The organism is Oryzomonas rubra, assembly GCF_008369015.1.
GTDB classification, from domain to species: domain Bacteria; phylum Desulfobacterota; class Desulfuromonadia; order Geobacterales; family Pseudopelobacteraceae; genus Oryzomonas; species Oryzomonas japonica.
The window spans coordinates 103,789-122,541 of the sequence record NZ_SRSD01000005.1 but is presented as its reverse complement, the minus strand read 5'-3'; the positions used below and the strand labels follow the sequence as shown (position 1 = coordinate 122,541).

The 18,753-nt window shown below is 61.1% G+C and carries 20 protein-coding genes and 1 riboswitch; of the genes, 8 read left to right on the top strand and 12 right to left on the bottom strand.

What is annotated here, in order from left to right; translation table 11 throughout:
• Nucleotides 1–72: 72 nt before the first annotated feature.
• The 11 genes from ET418_RS09540 to ET418_RS09490 all read right to left on the bottom strand — a co-directional run bounded on the left by ET418_RS09540 (nt 73) and on the right by ET418_RS09490 (nt 12,220).
• Nucleotides 73–513 carry an MOSC domain-containing protein gene (locus tag ET418_RS09540; protein ID WP_149307379.1) on the bottom strand — a complete coding sequence of 147 codons (441 nt, stop codon included), beginning with the start codon at nt 511–513 and terminating at the stop codon, nt 73–75.
• A gap of 1 nt (nt 514) precedes the next feature.
• A complete protein-coding gene (gene moaA / locus ET418_RS09535) occupies nt 515–1,495 on the bottom strand; it encodes a GTP 3',8-cyclase MoaA (RefSeq protein ID WP_149307378.1) in 981 nt (326 codons plus the stop codon).
• Nucleotides 1,482–1,994 (bottom strand): molybdopterin-guanine dinucleotide biosynthesis protein B, encoded by a 513-nt coding sequence (gene mobB / locus ET418_RS09530; RefSeq protein WP_149307377.1) that lies wholly within the window; start codon nt 1,992–1,994, stop codon nt 1,482–1,484. The genes moaA and mobB overlap by 14 nt, the downstream gene beginning before the upstream one ends.
• A 26-nt stretch (nt 1,995–2,020) precedes the next feature.
• Nucleotides 2,021–2,722, bottom strand: a complete 702-nt coding sequence (locus ET418_RS09525) for an energy-coupling factor ABC transporter ATP-binding protein (protein ID WP_149307376.1) — start codon at nt 2,720–2,722, stop codon at nt 2,021–2,023.
• A gap of 36 nt (nt 2,723–2,758) precedes the next feature.
• Nucleotides 2,759–3,445: an ABC transporter permease gene (locus tag ET418_RS09520; RefSeq protein ID WP_149307375.1), complete on the bottom strand. Its 687-nt coding sequence runs from the start codon at nt 3,443–3,445 to the stop codon at nt 2,759–2,761.
• Nucleotides 3,446–4,264, bottom strand: a complete 819-nt coding sequence (locus ET418_RS09515) for an ABC transporter substrate-binding protein (RefSeq protein ID WP_275937950.1) — start codon at nt 4,262–4,264, stop codon at nt 3,446–3,448.
• A 112-nt stretch (nt 4,265–4,376) separates the two neighbouring features.
• A riboswitch (molybdenum cofactor riboswitch) is annotated at nt 4,377–4,493 on the bottom strand.
• Nucleotides 4,494–4,545: 52 nt separating this feature from the next.
• Nucleotides 4,546–5,961: a formate dehydrogenase accessory sulfurtransferase FdhD gene (gene fdhD, locus ET418_RS09510; protein WP_149307374.1), complete on the bottom strand. Its 1,416-nt coding sequence runs from the start codon at nt 5,959–5,961 to the stop codon at nt 4,546–4,548.
• Between the two features lie 91 nt (nt 5,962–6,052).
• Nucleotides 6,053–7,264, bottom strand: coding sequence for an NrfD/PsrC family molybdoenzyme membrane anchor subunit (nrfD, locus tag ET418_RS09505; RefSeq protein ID WP_149307373.1), 1,212 nt, complete (start codon nt 7,262–7,264; stop codon nt 6,053–6,055).
• Nucleotides 7,261–8,109, bottom strand: a complete 849-nt coding sequence (locus tag ET418_RS09500; protein WP_149307372.1) for a 4Fe-4S dicluster domain-containing protein — start codon at nt 8,107–8,109, stop codon at nt 7,261–7,263. Before ET418_RS09500 ends, nrfD begins: the two co-directional genes overlap by 4 nt.
• Entirely contained in the window at nt 8,106–11,138 is a 3,033-nt protein-coding gene (gene fdnG, locus ET418_RS09495; RefSeq protein WP_149307371.1) for a formate dehydrogenase-N subunit alpha, read from the bottom strand. Before fdnG ends, ET418_RS09500 begins: the two co-directional genes overlap by 4 nt.
• A gap of 452 nt (nt 11,139–11,590) precedes the next feature.
• Nucleotides 11,591–12,220, bottom strand: coding sequence for a nitroreductase family protein (locus tag ET418_RS09490; protein ID WP_149307370.1), 630 nt, complete (start codon nt 12,218–12,220; stop codon nt 11,591–11,593).
• Nucleotides 12,221–12,565: 345 nt separating this feature from the next.
• Here ET418_RS09490 and ET418_RS09485 point away from each other — a divergent pair, with 345 nt between their 5' ends.
• Nucleotides 12,566–13,594, top strand: coding sequence for a transglutaminase family protein (locus tag ET418_RS09485; protein ID WP_149307369.1), 1,029 nt, complete (start codon nt 12,566–12,568; stop codon nt 13,592–13,594).
• Between the two features lie 223 nt (nt 13,595–13,817).
• Here the strand turns inward: ET418_RS09485 and ET418_RS09480 are convergent, their stop codons facing one another.
• Nucleotides 13,818–14,243, bottom strand: coding sequence for a hotdog fold thioesterase (locus tag ET418_RS09480; RefSeq protein WP_149307368.1), 426 nt, complete (start codon nt 14,241–14,243; stop codon nt 13,818–13,820).
• Between the two features lie 220 nt (nt 14,244–14,463).
• Between ET418_RS09480 and ET418_RS09475 the strand changes: the two genes are divergently transcribed.
• From ET418_RS09475 to ET418_RS09445, 7 genes are all read left to right on the top strand, one after another.
• On the top strand, nt 14,464–15,174 hold the full coding sequence (locus tag ET418_RS09475; RefSeq protein WP_149307367.1) for an RluA family pseudouridine synthase: 711 nt from the start codon (nt 14,464–14,466) through the stop codon (nt 15,172–15,174).
• Between the two features lie 518 nt (nt 15,175–15,692).
• Entirely contained in the window at nt 15,693–16,037 is a 345-nt protein-coding gene (locus ET418_RS09470; RefSeq protein WP_149307366.1) for an HIT domain-containing protein, read from the top strand.
• A gap of 71 nt (nt 16,038–16,108) precedes the next feature.
• Nucleotides 16,109–16,444, top strand: a complete 336-nt coding sequence (locus ET418_RS09465) for a type II toxin-antitoxin system RelE family toxin (protein WP_149307365.1) — start codon at nt 16,109–16,111, stop codon at nt 16,442–16,444.
• Between the two features lie 77 nt (nt 16,445–16,521).
• Complete coding sequence (locus ET418_RS09460) at nt 16,522–17,178, top strand: methyltransferase (protein WP_149307364.1); 657 nt, start codon at nt 16,522–16,524, stop codon at nt 17,176–17,178.
• Nucleotides 17,179–17,199: 21 nt separating this feature from the next.
• Nucleotides 17,200–17,448, top strand: a complete 249-nt coding sequence (locus tag ET418_RS09455) for a YheU family protein (RefSeq protein WP_149307363.1) — start codon at nt 17,200–17,202, stop codon at nt 17,446–17,448.
• A gap of 124 nt (nt 17,449–17,572) precedes the next feature.
• Nucleotides 17,573–17,965, top strand: coding sequence for an FxsA family protein (locus ET418_RS09450; protein WP_149307362.1), 393 nt, complete (start codon nt 17,573–17,575; stop codon nt 17,963–17,965).
• Between the two features lie 244 nt (nt 17,966–18,209).
• Nucleotides 18,210–18,740 (top strand): nitroreductase family protein, encoded by a 531-nt coding sequence (locus tag ET418_RS09445; protein WP_275937949.1) that lies wholly within the window; start codon nt 18,210–18,212, stop codon nt 18,738–18,740.
• The last annotated feature ends 13 nt before the right edge of the window (nt 18,741–18,753 follow it).

The following is an 18,753-nucleotide window of genomic DNA, read 5'->3' as shown; positions in this document are numbered from 1 at the left end:
GGCTGTGACTTATGGGGCCTATGGGACGTATAGGTCCTATAAGCCTCATAAGTCCTATAAGCCTTATAAGTCCTATGAGGTGGGGCCGATGATCTGCACCTGGTCCCCCGATCGGATCTTCCCTCCGGTGATGACCTTGGCGAAGATGCCCTCCTTGGGCATGACGCAGTCGCCGGCCTGATAGTAGATGGCGCAGCGGGTGTGGCACTCCTTGCCGATCTGGGTTACCTCCAGCAGGGTTTCCCCCACCTGCAGGCGGGTTCCTATGGGCAACGTCACCAACTCGATGCCGCTGGTGGTGATATTCTCGGCAAAGGCGCCGGCGGTCACGTTCAGCCCCAGAGCCCGCATCTTATCGATGCTCTCTTCGGCCAAAAGGCTTATCTGGCGGTGCCAGTCACCGGCGTGGGCGTCCCCCACGATGCCGTGGTTCTCTTTCACCGCAACCTCTGCCACCGGTGTTTTACGCTCGCCCTTTTTCTCGCTGATGCAGACTGCGACGACGTGTGCCATCCTATCCTCCAATCTGTGCCATCGTAAAATTCTTGTGTTCATACCCGTTGCTGGTGATGTGGTGGCCCTTCGGTTTCGCCATGACGATCCTCTTCATGACCTCCGTCAGGGCTGCGGGGTCCGGCGGCCGCAGATACGGCACCAGGTCCGTTGTCTCGTCGGAGAACAGGCAGCCCTTGGCCTGGCCGGTGGAGGTCACCCGGATGCGGTTGCACTCACCGCAGAAATGGCCCGATACGGCGGTGATGATGCCGAGGGTCCCCTGGGCGCCCTGGATGCGGAAGTCGCAGGAGGGACCGGCAAAGGCCCCCTTGCACACATGCTCCAAGGTGTGATGGGCTGTGATGCGTTGCAGGATCTCCTCACCGGAGATGCAGTAGCGCTGCCAAGCATCTTCCTTGAGCACCGGCATGTATTCGATGAAGCGCACCGAGTTCCCCCGGCTCCGGGTCAGTTCGGCGAAATCCAGGATCTCCCCATCGTTGACCCCGCGCATGACGACCATGTTGATCTTGGGCGGCGGGAAGCCGGCCCGTTCCGCAGCATCCAGCCCGGACAGGACTCGGTCCAGGTCCCCGCCTCGGGTGATGGCGGCAAAGGTCTCACGATGGAGGGAGTCCAGGCTGACGTTCAGGCGCTGCACACCGGCTTCATACAGGTCTACGGCCATCTTGTCCAGCAGGAGACCGTTGGTGGTGATGGCCAGGTGGCGCAGGCCGTCGATATTCGCGAGGCGGGAGAGGAATTCGACGATGCCGGCACGCACCAGCGGCTCGCCGCCGGTGATGCGGATCTTCTCGATCCCCAGGCTGACCGCGGTTTCGGCGATCAGCTGCTGTTCCTCGTAGCGCAGGACATCTTCATGGCGTTTCCGGGTGACACCCTCGGCGGGCATGCAGTAGGAACAACGCATGTTGCAGCGATCGGTCACCGAAAGACGCAAATAGTTTATGGTTCTCCCGAGGGAGTCAGTCAGTTGCATGGATGATCCGTTCTTCAACGAAATCGGCTACCTGTGACGGGTTATTGAGATCCAGTACCGGCACATCCAACTGCAATGGTTCATCACTGGCCACCGCCAGCAGGCTGGGATCATGCGCCTCGCCCCGGCAGAGCAGGGTGCCGCTCCGTTCCCGGCGATGGACCTCGATCTTGGGGAGGCCACTCTTCTTGAAACCTTCGGTCAGGACCAGGTCAACATCGCCAAAGTAGACGGCGATCAACTCCTCGATCGGGGGCGATTCCGCGTGCTTCTTGATCACGGCCAGCTTCTCCGGCGAGGAGATCAACATGGTGTCGGCGCCCGCCTGGGTCAGGCGGTGGCTGTCCTTACCCGGATGGTCGATGTCGAAGTGGTGGGCGTCGTGCTTGATGACCCCCACCCGGTAGCCCCGGTTCTTGAGCTCGGCAATCACCTTCTCCAGCAGGGTGGTCTTGCCGGTGCCCGATTTGGCGACGAATGAAACGGCGTGGGGGAGCATAGGTACCTCCAGACAGGCTTTGGGGTTTAAAACGTCGCGGCCGACGCCGCGATCTGGTGAACGGGAACACCGATGCCTGCCGGGACGGGGCGCTCGGCGACGAGATCCGCCTGCCCGATACCCCCGGCAACCAGGTGAATGGTCCTGCCGCCGAGACGGTCCGCATGGTTCGGTTCGTGGGTTGTCATGATGGTGCATACCCCTTGCCGGGGGAGGGAGATGATAAGGGATTCCAGCAACCGGGCGGTTTCGTGGTCCACGTTGGCGAGCGGCTCATCCAGCAGAAGCACCCGCGGCTTGAGGGCCAGTGCCCGCGCCATGGCCACCCGGCGGATCTCGCCGCCGGAAAGTTGCAGCGCATTGCGCCGCGCGAAACCGCCCAGATTGGTCTGGGCCAGGGCCGCGTCAACCCGCCGCCGCTGCTCCGCTGCACCCATCCCCCGCACCCCGAGGCCGTAGGCGACATTCTCAAAGACGCTGCCGGCGAAGAGGTAGGGAAACTGCTGCATGAGGGTGACGTTGCGCCGCAGCCTGAAGAGGGAGGGGCTCCCCCATGGCACCGGGGTGCCGCCAAAGATGACCCGGCCTGACGTGGGGGGGGTCAGAAATGCCAGGACATTGAGGAGGGTGCTCTTGCCCGCCCCGTTGGCGCCGGTCAGGATGTGGAGGCGGCTCCCCCCGATGGCCAGACGGTGCACGTCAAGCACCCGTTGGCCGTCGAAAACCATGGTAAGCTCATGTATGTTGTAGATGTCGTCCACGGGCTACCTTTGCTGGAGTGTATTGAGAAACAGGTTGATCACCAGGGCCACGGTCATCAGGATCATGCCCAGGGCGAGACCGAAGGCGAACTCCCCCTTGCTGGTCTCCAGGGCGATGGCGGTGGTCATGGTCCGGGTATAGCCGCGGATGTTGCCGCCGAGCATCATGGCCACCCCTACCTCGGCAATGATCCGCCCGAAGCCGGCGATCAGGGCGGCGATGATGCCGAAACGCACCTGGCGCATCAACTGAAGCACCCCCTGGAGCGGGCTGGCCCCCAGGGTCAGGGCCGTCGGCAGGATGCGCGGGTCGGCCCCCTGGATGACGCTGACCGTATAGTTGGCCACGATCGGCACCGCCAGGAGGGTCTGGCCGATGACCATGGCCGACGGCGTGAACAGAAGCCCCATGGCCCCCAACGGCCCCTGGCGGCTCAGTATCCCGTAGAGCACGAGACCCACCACGACGGTCGGCATGGCCATGAGCGTATTCAGCAGCGTAATGACGGCCCGCTTCAGGGGGAATTCGTGCAGCCCCACCGCAACCCCGGCCGGGATCCCGACCGCCGCCGCCAGGACGATGGCACAGCCGGAAACCGCCAGGGACGTCGTCACCGTCGCAAAAACCTCCGGGTCAAAGGAGGCGATCAGCGCGACCGAGGTATGCAGGGATTCGGCAATAAAATCCACTTAACGACCCTTCGTGCCGTAGGTGAAGAAGACCGGGTCACCGTGGACCCGGAAGGTGGCAATGACCTTCTGCCCCTCGGGGCCGGTGATGTAGTCGATGAACTTCATGGCCAGGGCGTTCTTGACATGGGGGAAGCGCTTGGGATTGACGGCGATGACGCCGTAGGGGTTGAAAAGCCCCTTCTCCCCTTCAAAGACGGTCTTGAGGTCGGTCTTGCCGGAGCGGTAGGCGTTGTAGGTGCCCCGGTCGGCCAGGGTATAGGCCCGCCGTTCGGTGGCCATGGTGATCACCTCACCCATGCCCTGGCCCGATTCCACATACCACGAGCCGCCAGGCTTCATGCCCGCAGCCTTCCAGATCTCTTTTTCCTTCTGGTGGGTGCCGGACTCATCGCCGCGGGAGACGAAGGGGGAACGGGCGGCGGCGATGCGCTTGAAGGCCTCTGCCGCGGTCTTGGCACTCTTGACCCGCGCCGGGTCGCCGGCCGGTCCGATGATGATGAAGTCGTTGTACATGACGTCCCTGCGGTTAACTCCGAAACCGGCGGCCACAAAGGCATCTTCAAGGGCGCGGGCGTGCACCAGCACCACATCCACATCGCCGGTCTCCCCCAGTTTCAGGGCCTTGCCGGTGCCGACGGAGATGACATCCACCGCGCAGTTGTACTTCTTTTCAAAAGGGGGCAGGAGCACCCTGAGCAGCCCCGAGTTTTCGGTAGAGGTGGTGGTGGACATGCGCAGGCGTTCGCCGGCCACGGCAACGCTGCACAGGCCCAGCACAAGGGCAAGGGTCATTCCGAATTTCAAAAGCGTTTTCACTGCATTCCTCCGCACGGATAGATGTGATGCACTCTGGAAAAACATTGAAACCTCGATACATAAAAGGGCTCCTTCCTTATGGAAAGAACCCTTTGAGCGTGCAAGACAGCAGCATATCGCTATCGGGTCTCCTTTCCAAAAGGGAGGCGCAGCCGTTTCCCGCAGTGCCCATTGACCGCCCGCCACGGGGTAACCCGACAGGCGGAACGGCTCGGAGATGTGTATGTCTTATATATACTACCTGTTCAGTAGAGCCGAGTCAATTTTCTCTTGACGTTTCCCTAGCCGCTGTGGACGGCAAGGGCGGCTTCGGGATGGCTCTTTACCCGCTCGCCGTCGCGCAACTCGAAGTAGTCGGCCGGGGTATTGATATTCCTGAAGGAGTCGAGCGAGGGGTCAAAGGTCGTGACCTCGTCCCGGGAAAAGACGCAGACCCTGGCCTCGGGAAAGAAGGAGACGATCCTCCTGCTACCCGACTGGAGCGCCTTTTCCATGGCGTCGTGGCATTGTTTGCCGTAAAAGGCGTGCAGCGGTTCCAACCCCTTTTCCCCTTCGGGAATGATCACGTCGGCCTTGGTCCTCAGGGTGGCCAGCCTCTTGATCAAGGCGCTGTTCAGATAGGGCATGTCGCAGGCCACGGCAAAGATATGAGGGGTGTCGCTGTGATGCAGGCCCGAGTGCAACCCGGCCAGTGCTCCCATGCCGGGATGCAGGTCGGGCACTTTGCGGCAGGGGAGGAAGGCATATTCATCCGGGGTATTGGTGACGAGAATGACCTCGTCGAACAATTCCGACATCTGGCGGTAGATGGCCTCGATGAACCGCCCCCCCTTGTAGGGGAGGAGCGCCTTGTTGCTCCGCATGCGGCTGGATTTGCCCCCGGCCAGGATGACGCCCGTGACGCCCGGAATCGTCCTGCCCGTGGGGGAGGCGTGCCGGCCCAGCTCGGCGGCAATGGTTTCGGGATGGCTGTACACGGTGAACTTGCCGCCGCGCACGTAACCGATGAGGGTGATGCCGGCCTCCTCGCACATGGTGATGGCCATATCGGTGGGGGAGGTGCGGGAAGCGATGAGGGTGATGCCCAGCAACGCGGCCTTGGCCGCCATCTCGGTGGAGATCCGGCCCGACGTGACCAGCAGCTTGCCGGCCAGGTCGATGCCCTTTATGAGCGCTTCGCCGGCGATGCGGTCCAGGGTGTTGTGTCTGCCGATATCCTCGGCGGCGAGGATGATGCCTTGGTCGTCGCCCACGGCTGCCGAATGGATACCGCCGTGGCTGCGATACTGTTCCGACCGGCGGTTCAACTCGTCCATCAGGCGAAAGATCGTATCCGCCGTCACCCGGGCGGGTGCGGCCGGGACGGTGCGCGCCTCGGCGCTGGGGAGGTTGAAGGTGATGCCGGTCCCGCAGCCGGAGGTGAGGACCGGCTTGAGACGCTCCGGCAGTTCGCCCTTGATGCGGACATTGGCGGTGCCGAAATCTTCGCACACCGCCAACATGTGAAAATCACTGATGCAGGTCACGAAGCCCTGCAGGCGGAGAAAGCCGGCCACCAGGAAGCGGAGATCGTGGGGCGAGGCGATGAGAGTGGCTATTTCCCGGCCGTTGACATGGAGAACGACCGGAAACTCGCGGACGGTATCGCCCTGCTGTTCTTCAAGCCTCCCCTGGTGGTACACATGGGTTGTTTTCATACGCGCATAACCTGTTATGAGTTGTTGAAGGGGGCGCGGAAGCTGCACCGCGAACGGTATGACTTCCGTGCCCCCGGACAAGATGCTTGATCTATGCTTCGTGTGCCGCCTTGAGTCCCTCGTGGCCCTTTTCCAATTTGCGGAAATGGTCCGGGATGGTGTAGTCGGTGGCCTCGGGATGGTGCTCGAAGATCGGGAAATACTTGGCGATCAGCACGAAGAAGAGGATATGTGCCGAGATGATGCCCATGGTCACCAGAGACTCGATGACGGACGGGACGTAGATCTGCTGTCCCGCCTGTTCCATGCCGAACATGGAGACGTTGAAGCGGTTCAGGACCAGCCCGAACAACACAAAGCTGGCGGCTCGCAACTGCATTTTTTTGTCGGTGCGTATCCTGTTGGTCAGGTACATGCAAAACGGCACAAACACCCCGATGACCATCTCAACCAGAAACAGGGCCAGGAGCACCGGCCGGTCGAAGAGCGGACCGTGGGAGAGGAACGCCAGGGCGTAGGCCTTCACCGCGATATAGACCCCCATGACCCAGGGGATGATCTTGGTCAGGGTGGCCAACAGGTCCGACTCGTCCGGTTGCCCCATGTATTTATGCACCAGACTGGCCTCGAAGATGACGATGGAGAGGCCGGTGAAGATGGAGGAAAGCCAGAACTGGAGCGGCAGGAGCGGGTTGTACCAGAGGTTGTGCAGCTTATCCACGGCGATCAGGAAGAACGTGCCCAAGGTTGACTGGTGCAGGGTAGAGATCATGGCAGCCAGGATGGCAAAGGGGATCTCCAGGGTGCGCAGCAGGCGCAGCGGCAGATGCCAGCCGAAGCGCTCGGCCACCGGGTGAAGGAACTCCAGCGTCAGGACCGTGGTATAGGCCATGATGCACATGGAAACCTCGAACATGGGGGAGTGAACGTTCCAGTACAAAAGGACGTTGATGCCGCGCTGGGGCTGCCCCAGGTCGAGCAGCAGGCCGATGCAGACCAGGGAATAGCCCAGGAAGCCGGTGATGATGGCCGGCCTGACCAGGGGCTCCAGCTTCTTGATATGGAACACGTGGGCCACGACGCCGATGGTGAACGCCCCGGCCGCCAGGGGCACCGAGGTGACGACGTCGAAGGAGATCCACAGGCCCCAGGGGTAGGTGTCGTTCAGGTTGGTGGTGACCCCCAGGCCGAAGATAAAGCGAGCCAGGGCGGCCAGGGCGCCGACTCCGGTCAGGGCGATCATCAGTTGGATGAAACGGTGATAGCCTTTGATTTCATTGATAACCAGCTTGGCCGCGGTCATTGATCCTCCTCCTTCTGCTCCGGCTTCACGCGGGAATTTTTGAACTCCTCCTCACGACGTATGCGCTCCTTGCGGTGCTGGAACCACGTAATGGCCGAGAGGGTGCCGCCGACTCCCAGGAAGATGCCCGGCACCAGGCGCAGGGCCTGCCAGGTGTAGGAGGGGAGGGGACGCTTGGTCACCTGTTTGAAGCCCAATTCGTCCAGGGGCTGGTGGGTCAGGTAGAGGACACTGGTACCGCCGGCCTCTTCCTTGCCGTAGATGGCCTGGAAATAACGATCAGGCCGGCTTTTGAGGCGCCGCTCCGCCTCTTGCAGCATGTCTGCCCGGTTGCCGTAGGTGATGGCCGTGGGGCAGGCGGTGGCGCAGGCCGGTTGCAGCCCTTCCTTGACCCGGCTGTAGCAGCCGGTGCACTTGCGTACCAGGGGGAAGGCCTTGCTCCATTCATACTTGGGGATGCCGAAGGGGCAGGCCACCATGCAGAAACGGCAGCCGATGCAGCGTTTTTCGTCGTAGACCACTGGGCCTTCTGCGGTCTTTTTGAAGGCACCCACCGGGCAGACCGAGGCGCAGGCCGGCTCGTTGCAGTGCATGCACATCTCTTTGTAGAAGGCGAACTCGTTCTGTCCGTGTTTCTGGTAGTCCCGGAACTTGATCCGGGTAAAGGTATACTCGGACATGGCGGGGGGGTTCTGGTACCCTTCGCCGCTGAAAAACACGGTCTTCTCCGCCTTGAGTTGGTTCCACTGCTTACAGGCCACCTGGCAGCCGCGGCAGCCGGTGCATTTGGTCGTATCGATCAGGAACGTCTTGGTTTTGTTGAAATCAATGTGTCCGCCACTCATGCCTTCGTACCCCCTTTCTCGATATTGCAGAGAAACGCTTTGAACTCGGGGATATTGGTGTTTGCGCATCCCACGGTCGGGGTCAGCAGGTTGGCGCTGTCCCCCTTGGCCAGGCCGGAGTAGCCGAAGTGCCACGGCATGCCGACCTGCTCCACCGACTTACCGTCCACGTTGAAAGGCTTCAGGCGGGAGGTGACCAGAGCCACCGCCTCGATGGCGCCACGCTCGGTGGTTACCTTGACCTTGTCCCCTTTTTTGATCCCCTTCTGCTTTGCCAGGGATTCGCTGATCTCCACGAACATGTCCGGTACCAGTTCCACCAGCCAGGGGAGGCTGCGGGTCATGCCGCCGGTCTGCCAGTGCTCGGTCATGCGGTAGGTTGTGCCGATGAGCGGGAACTTGACGAGGTCGCTGCTGATGTTGGCCGGGATCTTCACCAGCGGGTTGTTCTGCACCTTGGAGAGCTGATTCCGGGCCGGGCTTTCCATCGGCTCGTAGTGCTCGGGGAAGGGGCCGTCCTTCATATCCAGGGCGTACAGCCGGCCATGCCCCTCGGCCAGCATGATGAAGGGGTACTTGCCTTCCTTTGCGTCCTTCATGGGGGGCCAGGGGCCGTCCGGCACATCGCCCTTCCACTTCTTCTCAAGGGCGTCCCAGGCGATGACCGGCCGCTTGGGGTTGAACGGCGCGCCGTCCGGCGTGACCGATGCCCGGTTGTAGATGATGCGGCGGTTGAGCGGCCAGCACCAGGACCATTTGGGGAACAGTCCCAGGCCGGTGGGGTCGGACGCGTCGCGTCGTGCCATCTGGTTTCCTTCCTTGGTATAGGAGCCGCAGTAGATCCAACAGCCGCTGGTGGTGGAACCGTCGGCCTGCAGGTACTTGAACATCGGGACCTGGTCCCCCTTCTTGAATTCCAGGGTCTTGTCCTTGTCCACGATGGTCGTGTCCTTGGTGAAGTAACCGTTGATCTCCTTGGCTACCAAGTGGACGTCGGGCTCGTGCCCGTCGCCGTAATTCCAGGCAAGTTTGGTGATCGGCTCGGGGAATACCCCCTTGTCCTTGGTGTAGAGAGCTTGCACGCGTTTGAAAAACTGGTTGATGATCCAGAGATCGCTCTTGGATTCGCCCATCGGTTCCACCGCCTTGTAGCGCCACTGGGCCCAGCGCCCCGAGTTGGAGATGGAACCTTCCTTCTCCACGGAAGAGGCGGCCGGCAGCATGAATACCTCGGTATGGATATCCTTCGGGTTGACGCCGGGGCGTTTCCAGAAGATGGAGGTCTCGGTCTGCCACAGGTCCACCGTCACCAGCCACTTCAGTTTATCCAGGGCACCCCGGGCGCTGTTTGAGTCGGGACCGCCCATGGCCGGGTTCATGCCCATGCAGACCAGTCCTTCCACCTCGCCTTTGCCCATCCGCTCGATGATCTTGGAGTAGGAATAGTTGCTGCTCCACTTGGGCAGGTAGTTGTAGCAGAAGTCGTTTTCCGGTGTGGCGTTGTCGCCGTACCACGCCTTGAGCAGGCTGGTGATGTATTTTGGGGTGTTGCCCCACCAGTTGGCGCTTTTGGCGTCCTTGGTCTTGGGGGTGTACTTCTCGATGTAGGCCTTGAAGTCCGTGTTGGCAAACTCGGGCAGCTTGAGGTAACCGGGCAAGCTGTTGAAGAGCAGGCCGTAGTCGGTGGAACCCTGGACGTTGGACTCGCCGCGCAGGGCGTTGACCCCGCCGCCGGCGATGCCGATGTTGCCCAGCAGCATCTGGAGCATGGCAACGGCGCGCACGTTCTGGGTGCCGTGGGTCGATTGGGTGATGCCCATGGCGTAGAGGATCGTGCCGGCTTTGTCGGCGCGGCCCGTGGCGCAGAAGGTCTTGGCCACCTTGAGGAAATCCTCTTTCTTGGTGCCGGTGATGGAGCAGACCATGTCTGCGTCGTAACGGCTATAATGCTTTTTGAGCAACTGATAGACGCAGCGCGGGTCTTTCATGGACATGTCCCGCTTGGGGTTGCCGGCCGCGTCGTTCTCGTAGGCCCAGGATTTCAGGTCGTAGCTCTTCTCCTGATCGTCGAAAGAGCAGAACAGGCCGTCCTGGAAACTGAACTTCTCGTTGATGATGAAGGCGGCGTTCGTGTACTCCCGAACATACTCCTCGTGGATCATGTTGTTTTGCAGGGCGTAATTGATCATACCCCCCAAAAAGGCGATATCGGTCCCCGGACGGAGTTGGGCGTAGATATCCGCCTTGGAGGCGCTCCTGGTGTAGCGGGGATCGGCGACAATGAGCTTTCCGCCGTCGTCCATGGCCTTTTCGATCCACTTGAAGGAGATCGGGTGATTCTCGGCCGGGTTGCAGCCGATGATGAAGATGGCATCGCTGTTTTTCAGGTCAATCCAATGGTTGGTCATGGCACCACGACCGAATGAAGCCGCCAGACCGGCGACTGTAGCGGAGTGTCAAAGTCGGGCCTGGTGTTCCAGCATCCCGACGCCCATGGCGCGGGAGAACTTGGACCAGAGGTAACATTCCTCGTTGTCCAGTCCGGCCCCGCCGAAAAACGCCATGCCTTCGGTGCGGTTCACCACGTATTCCTTGTTGTCCTTCTTATTGATCTCTTTGGCCTTGAAGTTCTTGTCGCGGGTCTCCTTCATGCGCAGGGCGATGCGGTCCATGGCCCAGTCCCACGATTTTTCCTCGAACTTGTCCGAACCCGGTGCCCGGTACATGACCTTCTGCAACCGGTTTTCGTTGACTGCAACCTGGAAGAGCGAACTCCCCTTGGAACAGAGCGAGCCATGGTTGATCGGATGTTGGGGGTCACCCTCGATGTTGACGATCTTGCCGTCCTTGGTGTGGACGAGCAGGCCGCAGCCGACCGCGCAATAGGGGCAGATGGTGGTAGAACTCTTAAGTCCCTTGATCCTCGTCTGCGGGGCATCGGCGCTCGCCTCGCCCGGCCTGCCGGTAAGGGCCACGCCGGCTGCCGCCAGCGCTCCTCCCCGCAGGAAGTCTCTTCGTGACATTCCCATACAGCTAACTCCCTTCACTATGAATAATTGTCCGGGTAGCAGAGGACAGATGGCTACCCGGCGCCTTTGAGGTCACGCGTATACAGCAAATGGTATGCCCAACGAGAAAAATGGCGGACGTATTTGATAAGCATTCGTAATCATTTTATATTTAGCGGGAGGCGTCTTGGGGGTGACATTGGGAAAGGTATGGCGAGGTGATCCCTTTTGACCTGGTGGTGTACCCTTTTGTCAATCGGATGAAATGGGTCTTCAATGGCGGTTGGGAGCCTGGTGGGGATGTTTGAAAGGCCGCGTTAGGGCGGCGACGTGGTCATGGGGGGATAGGGTCTTGTGGCTGGAGGGTGAAGTGGACTCAGGAGGGGAAACGGTACAGGCTGGTTCTTAATCATTACGCGCAGATACCGTGGCCCGTCCCGTTTTCGCTCCCTATTTCATGCGCCGAGTGCGGGTCAATCCAGGTATCTCACCTTCATCTCGAATGGCTCTTTCTTGGGCCCGCTCCCTCCCTCCCTGGAGGCATACCCCACGGGGACCAGCGCCATGAACTCCCCCGCAGGTTCCCCCAGGAATGCCAGCACCTCGTCCTTCATCAGGAACATGATGCCAAGCCAGACCGCCGCAAGCCCCAGGGATGTCGCCGCAAGCAGCATATTCTCAACGGCCGCCGCGGAACTTTGGATCTCCATGGTCCTGAAGCAGTCGTAGGCCATCTCCTTCTCCATCTTGAAGAGTTCCGTGCCGTGGTCGATCAGATCACCTGTGTTCGCAACGGCGATCACGACCGGCGCACTGGCGATGCTCCGTGCCGACATGCGCAGGAGTGCCTGGGCCGGCTTGGAGAAGCGGGAAGCGCCTTCAGACACCAGCTCGGCAAGCTCATGCTTCTTTTGCCCCTTGAGGACGATAAACCGCCATGACTGTTGATTGTGGGCGGAAGGGGCCTCGTTTGCCGCTCGAAGGAGTATATGGATTTGTTCATCGGAGACCGCCTCCTCCTTGGCAAAGGTCCTGATGCTCCGCCGTTCCTTTATGGTTTTCAGGGTTTCGTTTGTGGAAAAGATAACTTCTTCTTGGTGCATGATTACCTCGATTGAAATATGGGGGAGAGCAACGGTGGCGGATTGCCACAAATGTGCCGGGGCACAGGTGAGGGCTGGACCGGCACCGCAGATGCCCGACGCGCCATTCCCTCATTAGCACAATTTCCCGCCTCTTGAAAGTGATTTCCCTTGGACCTGCCCTGCAGGGCAGGGATCCCGTTTCCTTGCTGCACCTCCGGCAGTCTTGCCTGCCGTGGCCGGGTGACGTATCTATTTTATGACTACATAGCAGCGGTATCGATTGAAACTACCAATTTGACCTGGCCGGGGCGTCACGCTATAAGTGTGTCCGCATTTGTTGACTGAACCACAAAGGAGAAGTACATGAAAACCAGTAGCTTTCTGGCCACGGCAACGGCGCTGCTCGCGGTCCTTGCCCTTGCCCCGGCCTCGTGGGCGGCCCCTAAAAAGCATTCCGGCACCATCACCACCACCGTGGACCTGTCCGCCTACGACCCGGCCGGGGAAGCGGAGCTGTGGCTCCCCTATCCGGTCTCGGACCGGGACCAGAAGATCACCGACGTCACGGTCAAAGGCGACTTCGCCGCCTCGGCTGTGTACGCCGATGCCACTTTCAGCACCCCCATGCTGTACGCCCGCTGGAACAAGGGGGCCACGAGCCGCAAGCTGACCTTCTCGTTCAAGGCCGAGCGCAGCGAGGTCATCCGCCGGGACTTCCCCGCCGTGGAGGGGGCCTGGAACCGGGCCGATTTCGCCCAATATCTGGCCGCCACCAGCTTGGGGCCGCTGGATGGTGAGGTGGGCAAGCTGGCCAAGACCATTACCGCCGGCAAGACCACGGTGCTGGAGAAGGCCAAGGCGATCTACGACTGGACCTGCGAGAACACCTACCGCGATCCCAAGACCCGGGGCTGCGGCGCCGGTGACGTGTGCGCCCTGCTCAAACAGCCGGGGGGCAAGTGCGCCGACATCCATTCCGTATTCATCGCCCTGGCCCGGGCGGCCGGCGTCCCCGCACGGGAGGCGTTCGGCATTCGCATGGGGAAGAAGGAGACCGAAGATGTGTCCACCTGGCAGCATTGCTGGGCCGAGTTCTATCTCCCCGGCTACGGCTGGGTGCCGGTTGATCCGGCCGATGTGCGCAAGGCCATGCTGGTGGAAAACCTCAAGCTGGAGGACGCCAAGACCAGGGAATACCGTACCTACTTCTGGGGCGCCATCGACGCCTACCGGGTCAAGCTCTCCGCCGGCCGGGACCTGACCCTCAACCCGCCTCAGCCGGGCGGCCCGGTCAACTACCTCATGTACCCCTTTGCCCGGGTGGGGGACAAGGTCATCGATTCCCTCGATCCGGCAACCTTCAAGTATTCCATCATCTACACGGCGCGCTAGGGCATTACAGCGCACGGCTTGCAAACGGAAAAGGGTGTGGGGAACTATCCCACGCCCTTTTTGTGCATCCCCACTCATGGAAGGCCTTCTGGTCCACGAAAGACGCGAAAAGCACAAAACGTCGGGCCGATACCGCTAAAGGTATGTGAACCGCACGGTGTAGCCGTTTTTTGCGGTCATCTGTTTGTGTTCGTGCCGTTCGTGCTTTTCGTGGACAGATGTTTTAGGTTTTGGCGATGTTGGCCACGGTCAGCCGGGAGATGCAGACCAGTTTGTCCCGCTCGTCGTGGATTCTGATCTCCCAGATCTGGGTCGTCTTGCCCACGTGGATCGGCTTTGCGATACCGGTCACCCACCCCTCCGTCACCGGGCGGATGTGGTTCGCATTGATCTCCAGCCCCACGATCCGCTGCCGCTCCCGGTCCACGCACAACCCGGCTGCGATGCTCCCCAGGGTCTCGGCCAGGGCCGCCGAGGCCCCACCGTGGAGGATGCCGGCCGTCTGCCGGGTCCGCTCGTCCACCGGCATCCGCGCCTTCAGATAGTCGTCGCCGATCTCCAGGTACTCGATCCCCAGGTGCTCCATCAGGGTGTTTCTCGATCTCTCCGTGATCTGCTCCAGGGTTGCCGGGGATTTCCAGATGGGCATGGTGGTTTCCTTTCTCTGGCGTCGCACGGGCACTTCTTGTCTTGTAGGGAGGGTAGCAGAGTGGCCTGGCGTGTCAAGCTCGCCGGGAACCGGGCCGGCATAATGCTGTTCCCGCGCTTCAAGATATGATAGCCTCACCTGGAGCCGAGGGATTGTCCGTCTCTCGCGTCTCAAACACCGCGGCCTCGCGTGTGACCCTTCTTTTTGTGCGAAAGATGCCATGGCTCCTGCCAAACGCCCCTCGGGGAAATACCAGCCCAAAGGCCTCCCGGTCCTGTACGAGGATAGTGCAATCATCGTGGTGGAGAAACCGTGCGGCCTCCTGACCATGGGGACGGACCGGGACAAGTCGCGGACGGCCCACACCATCCTCAACGACTACGTGCGCAAGGGGGACCCCCGCTCCCGGAACCGGGTCTACATCGTCCACCGCCTGGACCGGGACACCTCCGGCATCCTCATCTTCGCCAAGAGCGAAGCGGCCAAGATCTTCCTCCAGGGGCACTGGGAGGAGACCGACAAGCGCTACCTCGCCATCGTCCATGGCACGCTCACCCCGAAGAGCGGGACGATCACCAGCTACCTGGCCGAGAACAGCGCCCTGAACGTCTACTCCACCCCGGACCCGGCGCTGGGCAAGCTGGCCCACACCGAGTACACGGTCCTGAAGGAGGCCAAAGGGCTCAGCCTGCTGGAGATCCACCTGCTCACCGGCCGCAAGCACCAGATCAGGGTACACCTCTCGGAGCAGGGGCACCCGGTGGCGGGGGACCGGAAATACGGCAAAAACGACGGCTACGCCACCCTGGCGCTCCATGCCCGTTCCATCTCCTTCACCCATCCGGTGAACGGCAGGAGGCTTTTCTTCGAAACTGCGATCCCTGAATTCTTTACCCGCCTGATGGGGCGGATAGACACAACGGCGGCCTGATGTTTGACTGTGCCGTCACGTAAGATAGTTCTGCGCTGCGGGGTAGGATATATGGGGGGCAGGAAAGGCCGTTGAGCGGAGCGGGGCGGCGATGGCGATTTGTCCACAATGAACGAGTATACCCGGAAGATATTTTTTTTAACAGACTGTAAATTATCCGATCCGGTGGTATAGTCAAATCAGCAACAAAGAGGTACAAACTGTAGCGAGGAGGTTTTAATAATTATGGAAGACACTCCACCCGACCGGATCGCGAAGTCATAGCTGAAAAACATAGTCCGATGGCAGGATGAATCGGATATATCCTTGCAAAAGGAACAAAGAAACGAAAAATTACAGAAGCCCACCGAATCTCTTGGTGGGCTTTTCCTGTGCCGGGCGGTTGGAGGTGCCGGGTTTGGGCGAGGGCGGATTTTGGCGGAGGAGTGGCGAGGCTTTTGAGCCAGGGGAGGATGCTCTGTAACGTTGACAGGTGGGGGCTGGCGGGATAATGTAAAGTTTTCCATGAGGGTGCCACCATGACCACATCCACCTGTGACTTCTACTGCGACAAGATCCTGAAAGGCCTCATCGACGTGCCGGTGTACCTGGAGAACGAACACGTCTTTGCCTTTCACCACACCAACCCGCTCTGGGAACACCATGTGGTGCTGCTCCCCAAGCGCCACATCGAATCCCTCATCACCCTGGAAGAGGCGGACAACGACCTGCTCCTTGAACTGCTGCGCACGGCCAAGATGATCGCCCGCGACTTCATGGAGCGCTTCGGGGCGTGCCGGGTGTACACCAATCTGGGTGACTACCAGTCCTCCAAGCACCTGCACTGGCACATCGGCTGCGGCGCGCAGTTGCGGTCCTATTGACAAAACCGATAAACCTGTGCGTATTCGGTAATATCTCTGGTTTTTACCCTCACGCCGCTAAGGAGTGAACCATGCCCCTCTTCACCTACTTCCCCACCCCGGATTTCGCCGCCAAGCTGGCAAAGATCGAGAAACACGACCCGCCGGGCCATACCCGCATCTTGGACGTGATCGACCGCATCCTCAACAACCCCGGCGACGCCGACGGCTGGATGCACGGCGAACATCACGGCCGCCTCAAAAAGTACGTGGGCCGGAGCGAGTACCGCCTCATCTACAACTGGTGCGAGGCCTGCCGCAAACAGGCCAAGACCCTGGAAGAGAAGTGCGGCTTCTGCCGCGAGGTGGGGGACAACAGCGTGATCTTCTTCAACGTCTACCACAAGAACGAGGCGAGCCGGGTTTAAGCACAAGCCCCCTCCCGAGCACTCCCCCGCTGGGGGAGGGGACTTGTACATACCGGGAACCACGAAAGTAGAGAACCATGGACCGCTCCTCGCGCAATAGGCTTACGGAAAAGCTCCTCCCCCAATTCGGCGGTGACACCCTGTTCGACGCCGTGGGCCGGGCGGTGTGCGCTGCCGGCTGCCTGCCGCGCAAGGAGCTGTACGAGGCGTGGGAGGTGGCCCGCCGGGTGCGCCGCCGTTTCCGGGGCGGACGGATCGTGGACCTGGCCTGCGGCCATGGGCTGCTGGCCCAACTTCTGCTCCTGCTGGACGACAGTTCGCCCCTGGCCCTGGCCGTTGATCGCCGGATACCCAAGAGCGCCGCGACCCTGGCGGCGGCCATGGACGCGGCTTGGCCGCGCCTGCACGGGCGTACCCGGTTTGTGGAGGCCGAGCTGGAAACGGTAGCGTTGCACCGGGACGATGTGGTGGTCTCGGCCCACGCCTGCGGCGGGCTCACGGATCTGGTCCTGGACAGGGCGGTGGAGGCGCGGGCCAGGGTGGCGGTATTGCCCTGTTGTCACGACCTGAAAGGGGCCGATCTGGGCGGCCTGGAGGGATGGCTGGACGGCCCGTTGGCCATGGATGCGGCCCGGGTGGCCCGGCTCCGCTCCCTGGGGTACCGGGTATTTACCCAGCGGATTCCGGGAGATATCACCCCCAAGAACCGGCTGCTTTTGGCGGAGCCGGAATAGGAAAGAGGAGCGAAGCACAACATGACGTCATCAGAGCAGACCGATCACCAGGAAGAGGGGGTGGAAGTCCCCTACGACCAGCTCAACCCCGACACGCTGCGCAACCTGATCAGCGAGTTCGTGACCAGGGAGTGGGAGGAGTCGGGCGCAACCAGCTATACCCTCGATCAGAAGATCGAGCAGGTCCTCCGGCAGTTGCGGGAGGGGAAGGCCCGGGTGGTGTTCGACGCCACGTCGGAAAGTTGCAACATCGTTCCGTGTCACTCTTGACAGGGGGAGCATTCCCATGGTTCACTACGCCATGATATCCGCCACGCGACAACCCTGCCTCGCTATGCATCCCATAGACACCGTATCGGGCCGCGCCAGCCGCGCACCGGGCAGGGAGTGACCCATGCTCTTGCGCCTCTTCCTCCTGTTTACCATCGTCCCGATCATCGAGGTCTGGCTGTTGATCAAGATCGGCCGGGTTATCGGCGCGCTCCCGACCGTGGCGACCCTGCTGGCCATCTCCCTGGCCGGGGCCTGGCTGGCCCGGTCCCAGGGGTTCCGGGTCATCGTCGCCATCCGGGACGAACTGGCGGCGGGGCGCATGCCCGGGGCCCATATTCTGGACGGCGCCCTCATCCTGACGGGGGGGATTTTCCTTCTGATCCCCGGTTTCTTCACCGACTTCATCGGCCTGTTCTTCCTCATCCCCGTCACCCGCATGCTCCTGAAGAGGTGGCTGGGGATCTGGCTGGAACGGCGGCTGCGCCAGGGCAGTTTTGTGGTCCGCCACTTTTGAACCCAAAGACGGCAGTTATTCACCACAAAGGCACAAAGAGCACAAAGGATTCAAAGAGTTAGGGGCGAAAGGTATTTACCCGAAAGGTGAGTCCAGCCCATTATGAAATTGTCATGTAACTAGCTGAAATAATACTTTGTTCGGCTTTGTGTTCTTTGTGTCTTTGTGGTGAACTGACTTTTTATAGGTTGAATGATTCGGCAACAGCACTAAGGGCACTACCAAGGCATCGGAAGGAGACCGTATGAGCGACATGATGGAACTGTTGAGGAAGCGCCGCAGCATCCGCGCCTTCACCCCGGAGCCGGTGGCCCCGGAAACCGTGGACCTGCTGGTGGAGGCGCTGCTCCGGGCCCCCTCGTCCCGTGGCAAGAATCCGTGGGAATTCGTGGTGGTGGATGACAAGGAGTTGCTGGAACAACTCTCCCGTTCCAAGGAGCATGGTTCCCAATTCATCAAAAAGGCGCCGCTGGCCATCGTGGTCTGCGCCGACACGACCTTATCGGACGTGTGGGTCGAGGATTGCTCCATCGCCGCCATCATCGTGCAGATGGCCGCCCTCTCCCTGGGGCTGGGGAGCTGCTGGGCCCAGATGCGCAACCGCAACCACGACGCCGACCGCTCGGCGGAGGAGTATATCCGCAAGCTCCTCGGCCTGCCGGAACGGCTTGGGGTGGTGTGCGTCATCGGTATCGGCCATCCGGGCGAGGTCAAAACGCCGGTGCCGGCCGATAAGCTGCAGTACGACAAGGTGAAGCGCAACCGTTATGCCTAGTGTCACGTAAAGG

What these genes read in the sequence shown, in the direction of transcription:
- ET418_RS09540 (WP_149307379.1), bottom strand. Translation starts at nt 513, where the DNA reads ATGGCACACGTCGTCGCAGTCTGCATCAGCGAGAAAAAGGGCGAGCGT.
- moaA (WP_149307378.1), bottom strand. Translation starts at nt 1,495, where the DNA reads ATGCAACTGACTGACTCCCTCGGGAGAACCATAAACTATTTGCGTCTT.
- mobB (WP_149307377.1), bottom strand. Translation starts at nt 1,994, where the DNA reads ATGCTCCCCCACGCCGTTTCATTCGTCGCCAAATCGGGCACCGGCAAG.
- ET418_RS09525 (WP_149307376.1), bottom strand. Translation starts at nt 2,722, where the DNA reads ATGGTTTTCGACGGCCAACGGGTGCTTGACGTGCACCGTCTGGCCATC.
- fdhD (WP_149307374.1), bottom strand. Translation starts at nt 5,961, where the DNA reads ATGAAAACAACCCATGTGTACCACCAGGGGAGGCTTGAAGAACAGCAG.
- nrfD (WP_149307373.1), bottom strand. Translation starts at nt 7,264, where the DNA reads ATGACCGCGGCCAAGCTGGTTATCAATGAAATCAAAGGCTATCACCGT.
- ET418_RS09500 (WP_149307372.1), bottom strand. Translation starts at nt 8,109, where the DNA reads ATGAGTGGCGGACACATTGATTTCAACAAAACCAAGACGTTCCTGATC.
- ET418_RS09490 (WP_149307370.1), bottom strand. Translation starts at nt 12,220, where the DNA reads ATGCACCAAGAAGAAGTTATCTTTTCCACAAACGAAACCCTGAAAACC.
- ET418_RS09485 (WP_149307369.1), top strand. Translation starts at nt 12,566, where the DNA reads ATGAAAACCAGTAGCTTTCTGGCCACGGCAACGGCGCTGCTCGCGGTC.
- ET418_RS09480 (WP_149307368.1), bottom strand. Translation starts at nt 14,243, where the DNA reads ATGCCCATCTGGAAATCCCCGGCAACCCTGGAGCAGATCACGGAGAGA.
- ET418_RS09475 (WP_149307367.1), top strand. Translation starts at nt 14,464, where the DNA reads ATGGCTCCTGCCAAACGCCCCTCGGGGAAATACCAGCCCAAAGGCCTC.
- ET418_RS09470 (WP_149307366.1), top strand. Translation starts at nt 15,693, where the DNA reads ATGACCACATCCACCTGTGACTTCTACTGCGACAAGATCCTGAAAGGC.
- ET418_RS09465 (WP_149307365.1), top strand. Translation starts at nt 16,109, where the DNA reads ATGCCCCTCTTCACCTACTTCCCCACCCCGGATTTCGCCGCCAAGCTG.
- ET418_RS09460 (WP_149307364.1), top strand. Translation starts at nt 16,522, where the DNA reads ATGGACCGCTCCTCGCGCAATAGGCTTACGGAAAAGCTCCTCCCCCAA.
- ET418_RS09455 (WP_149307363.1), top strand. Translation starts at nt 17,200, where the DNA reads ATGACGTCATCAGAGCAGACCGATCACCAGGAAGAGGGGGTGGAAGTC.
- ET418_RS09450 (WP_149307362.1), top strand. Translation starts at nt 17,573, where the DNA reads ATGCTCTTGCGCCTCTTCCTCCTGTTTACCATCGTCCCGATCATCGAG.
- ET418_RS09445 (WP_275937949.1), top strand. Translation starts at nt 18,210, where the DNA reads ATGAGCGACATGATGGAACTGTTGAGGAAGCGCCGCAGCATCCGCGCC.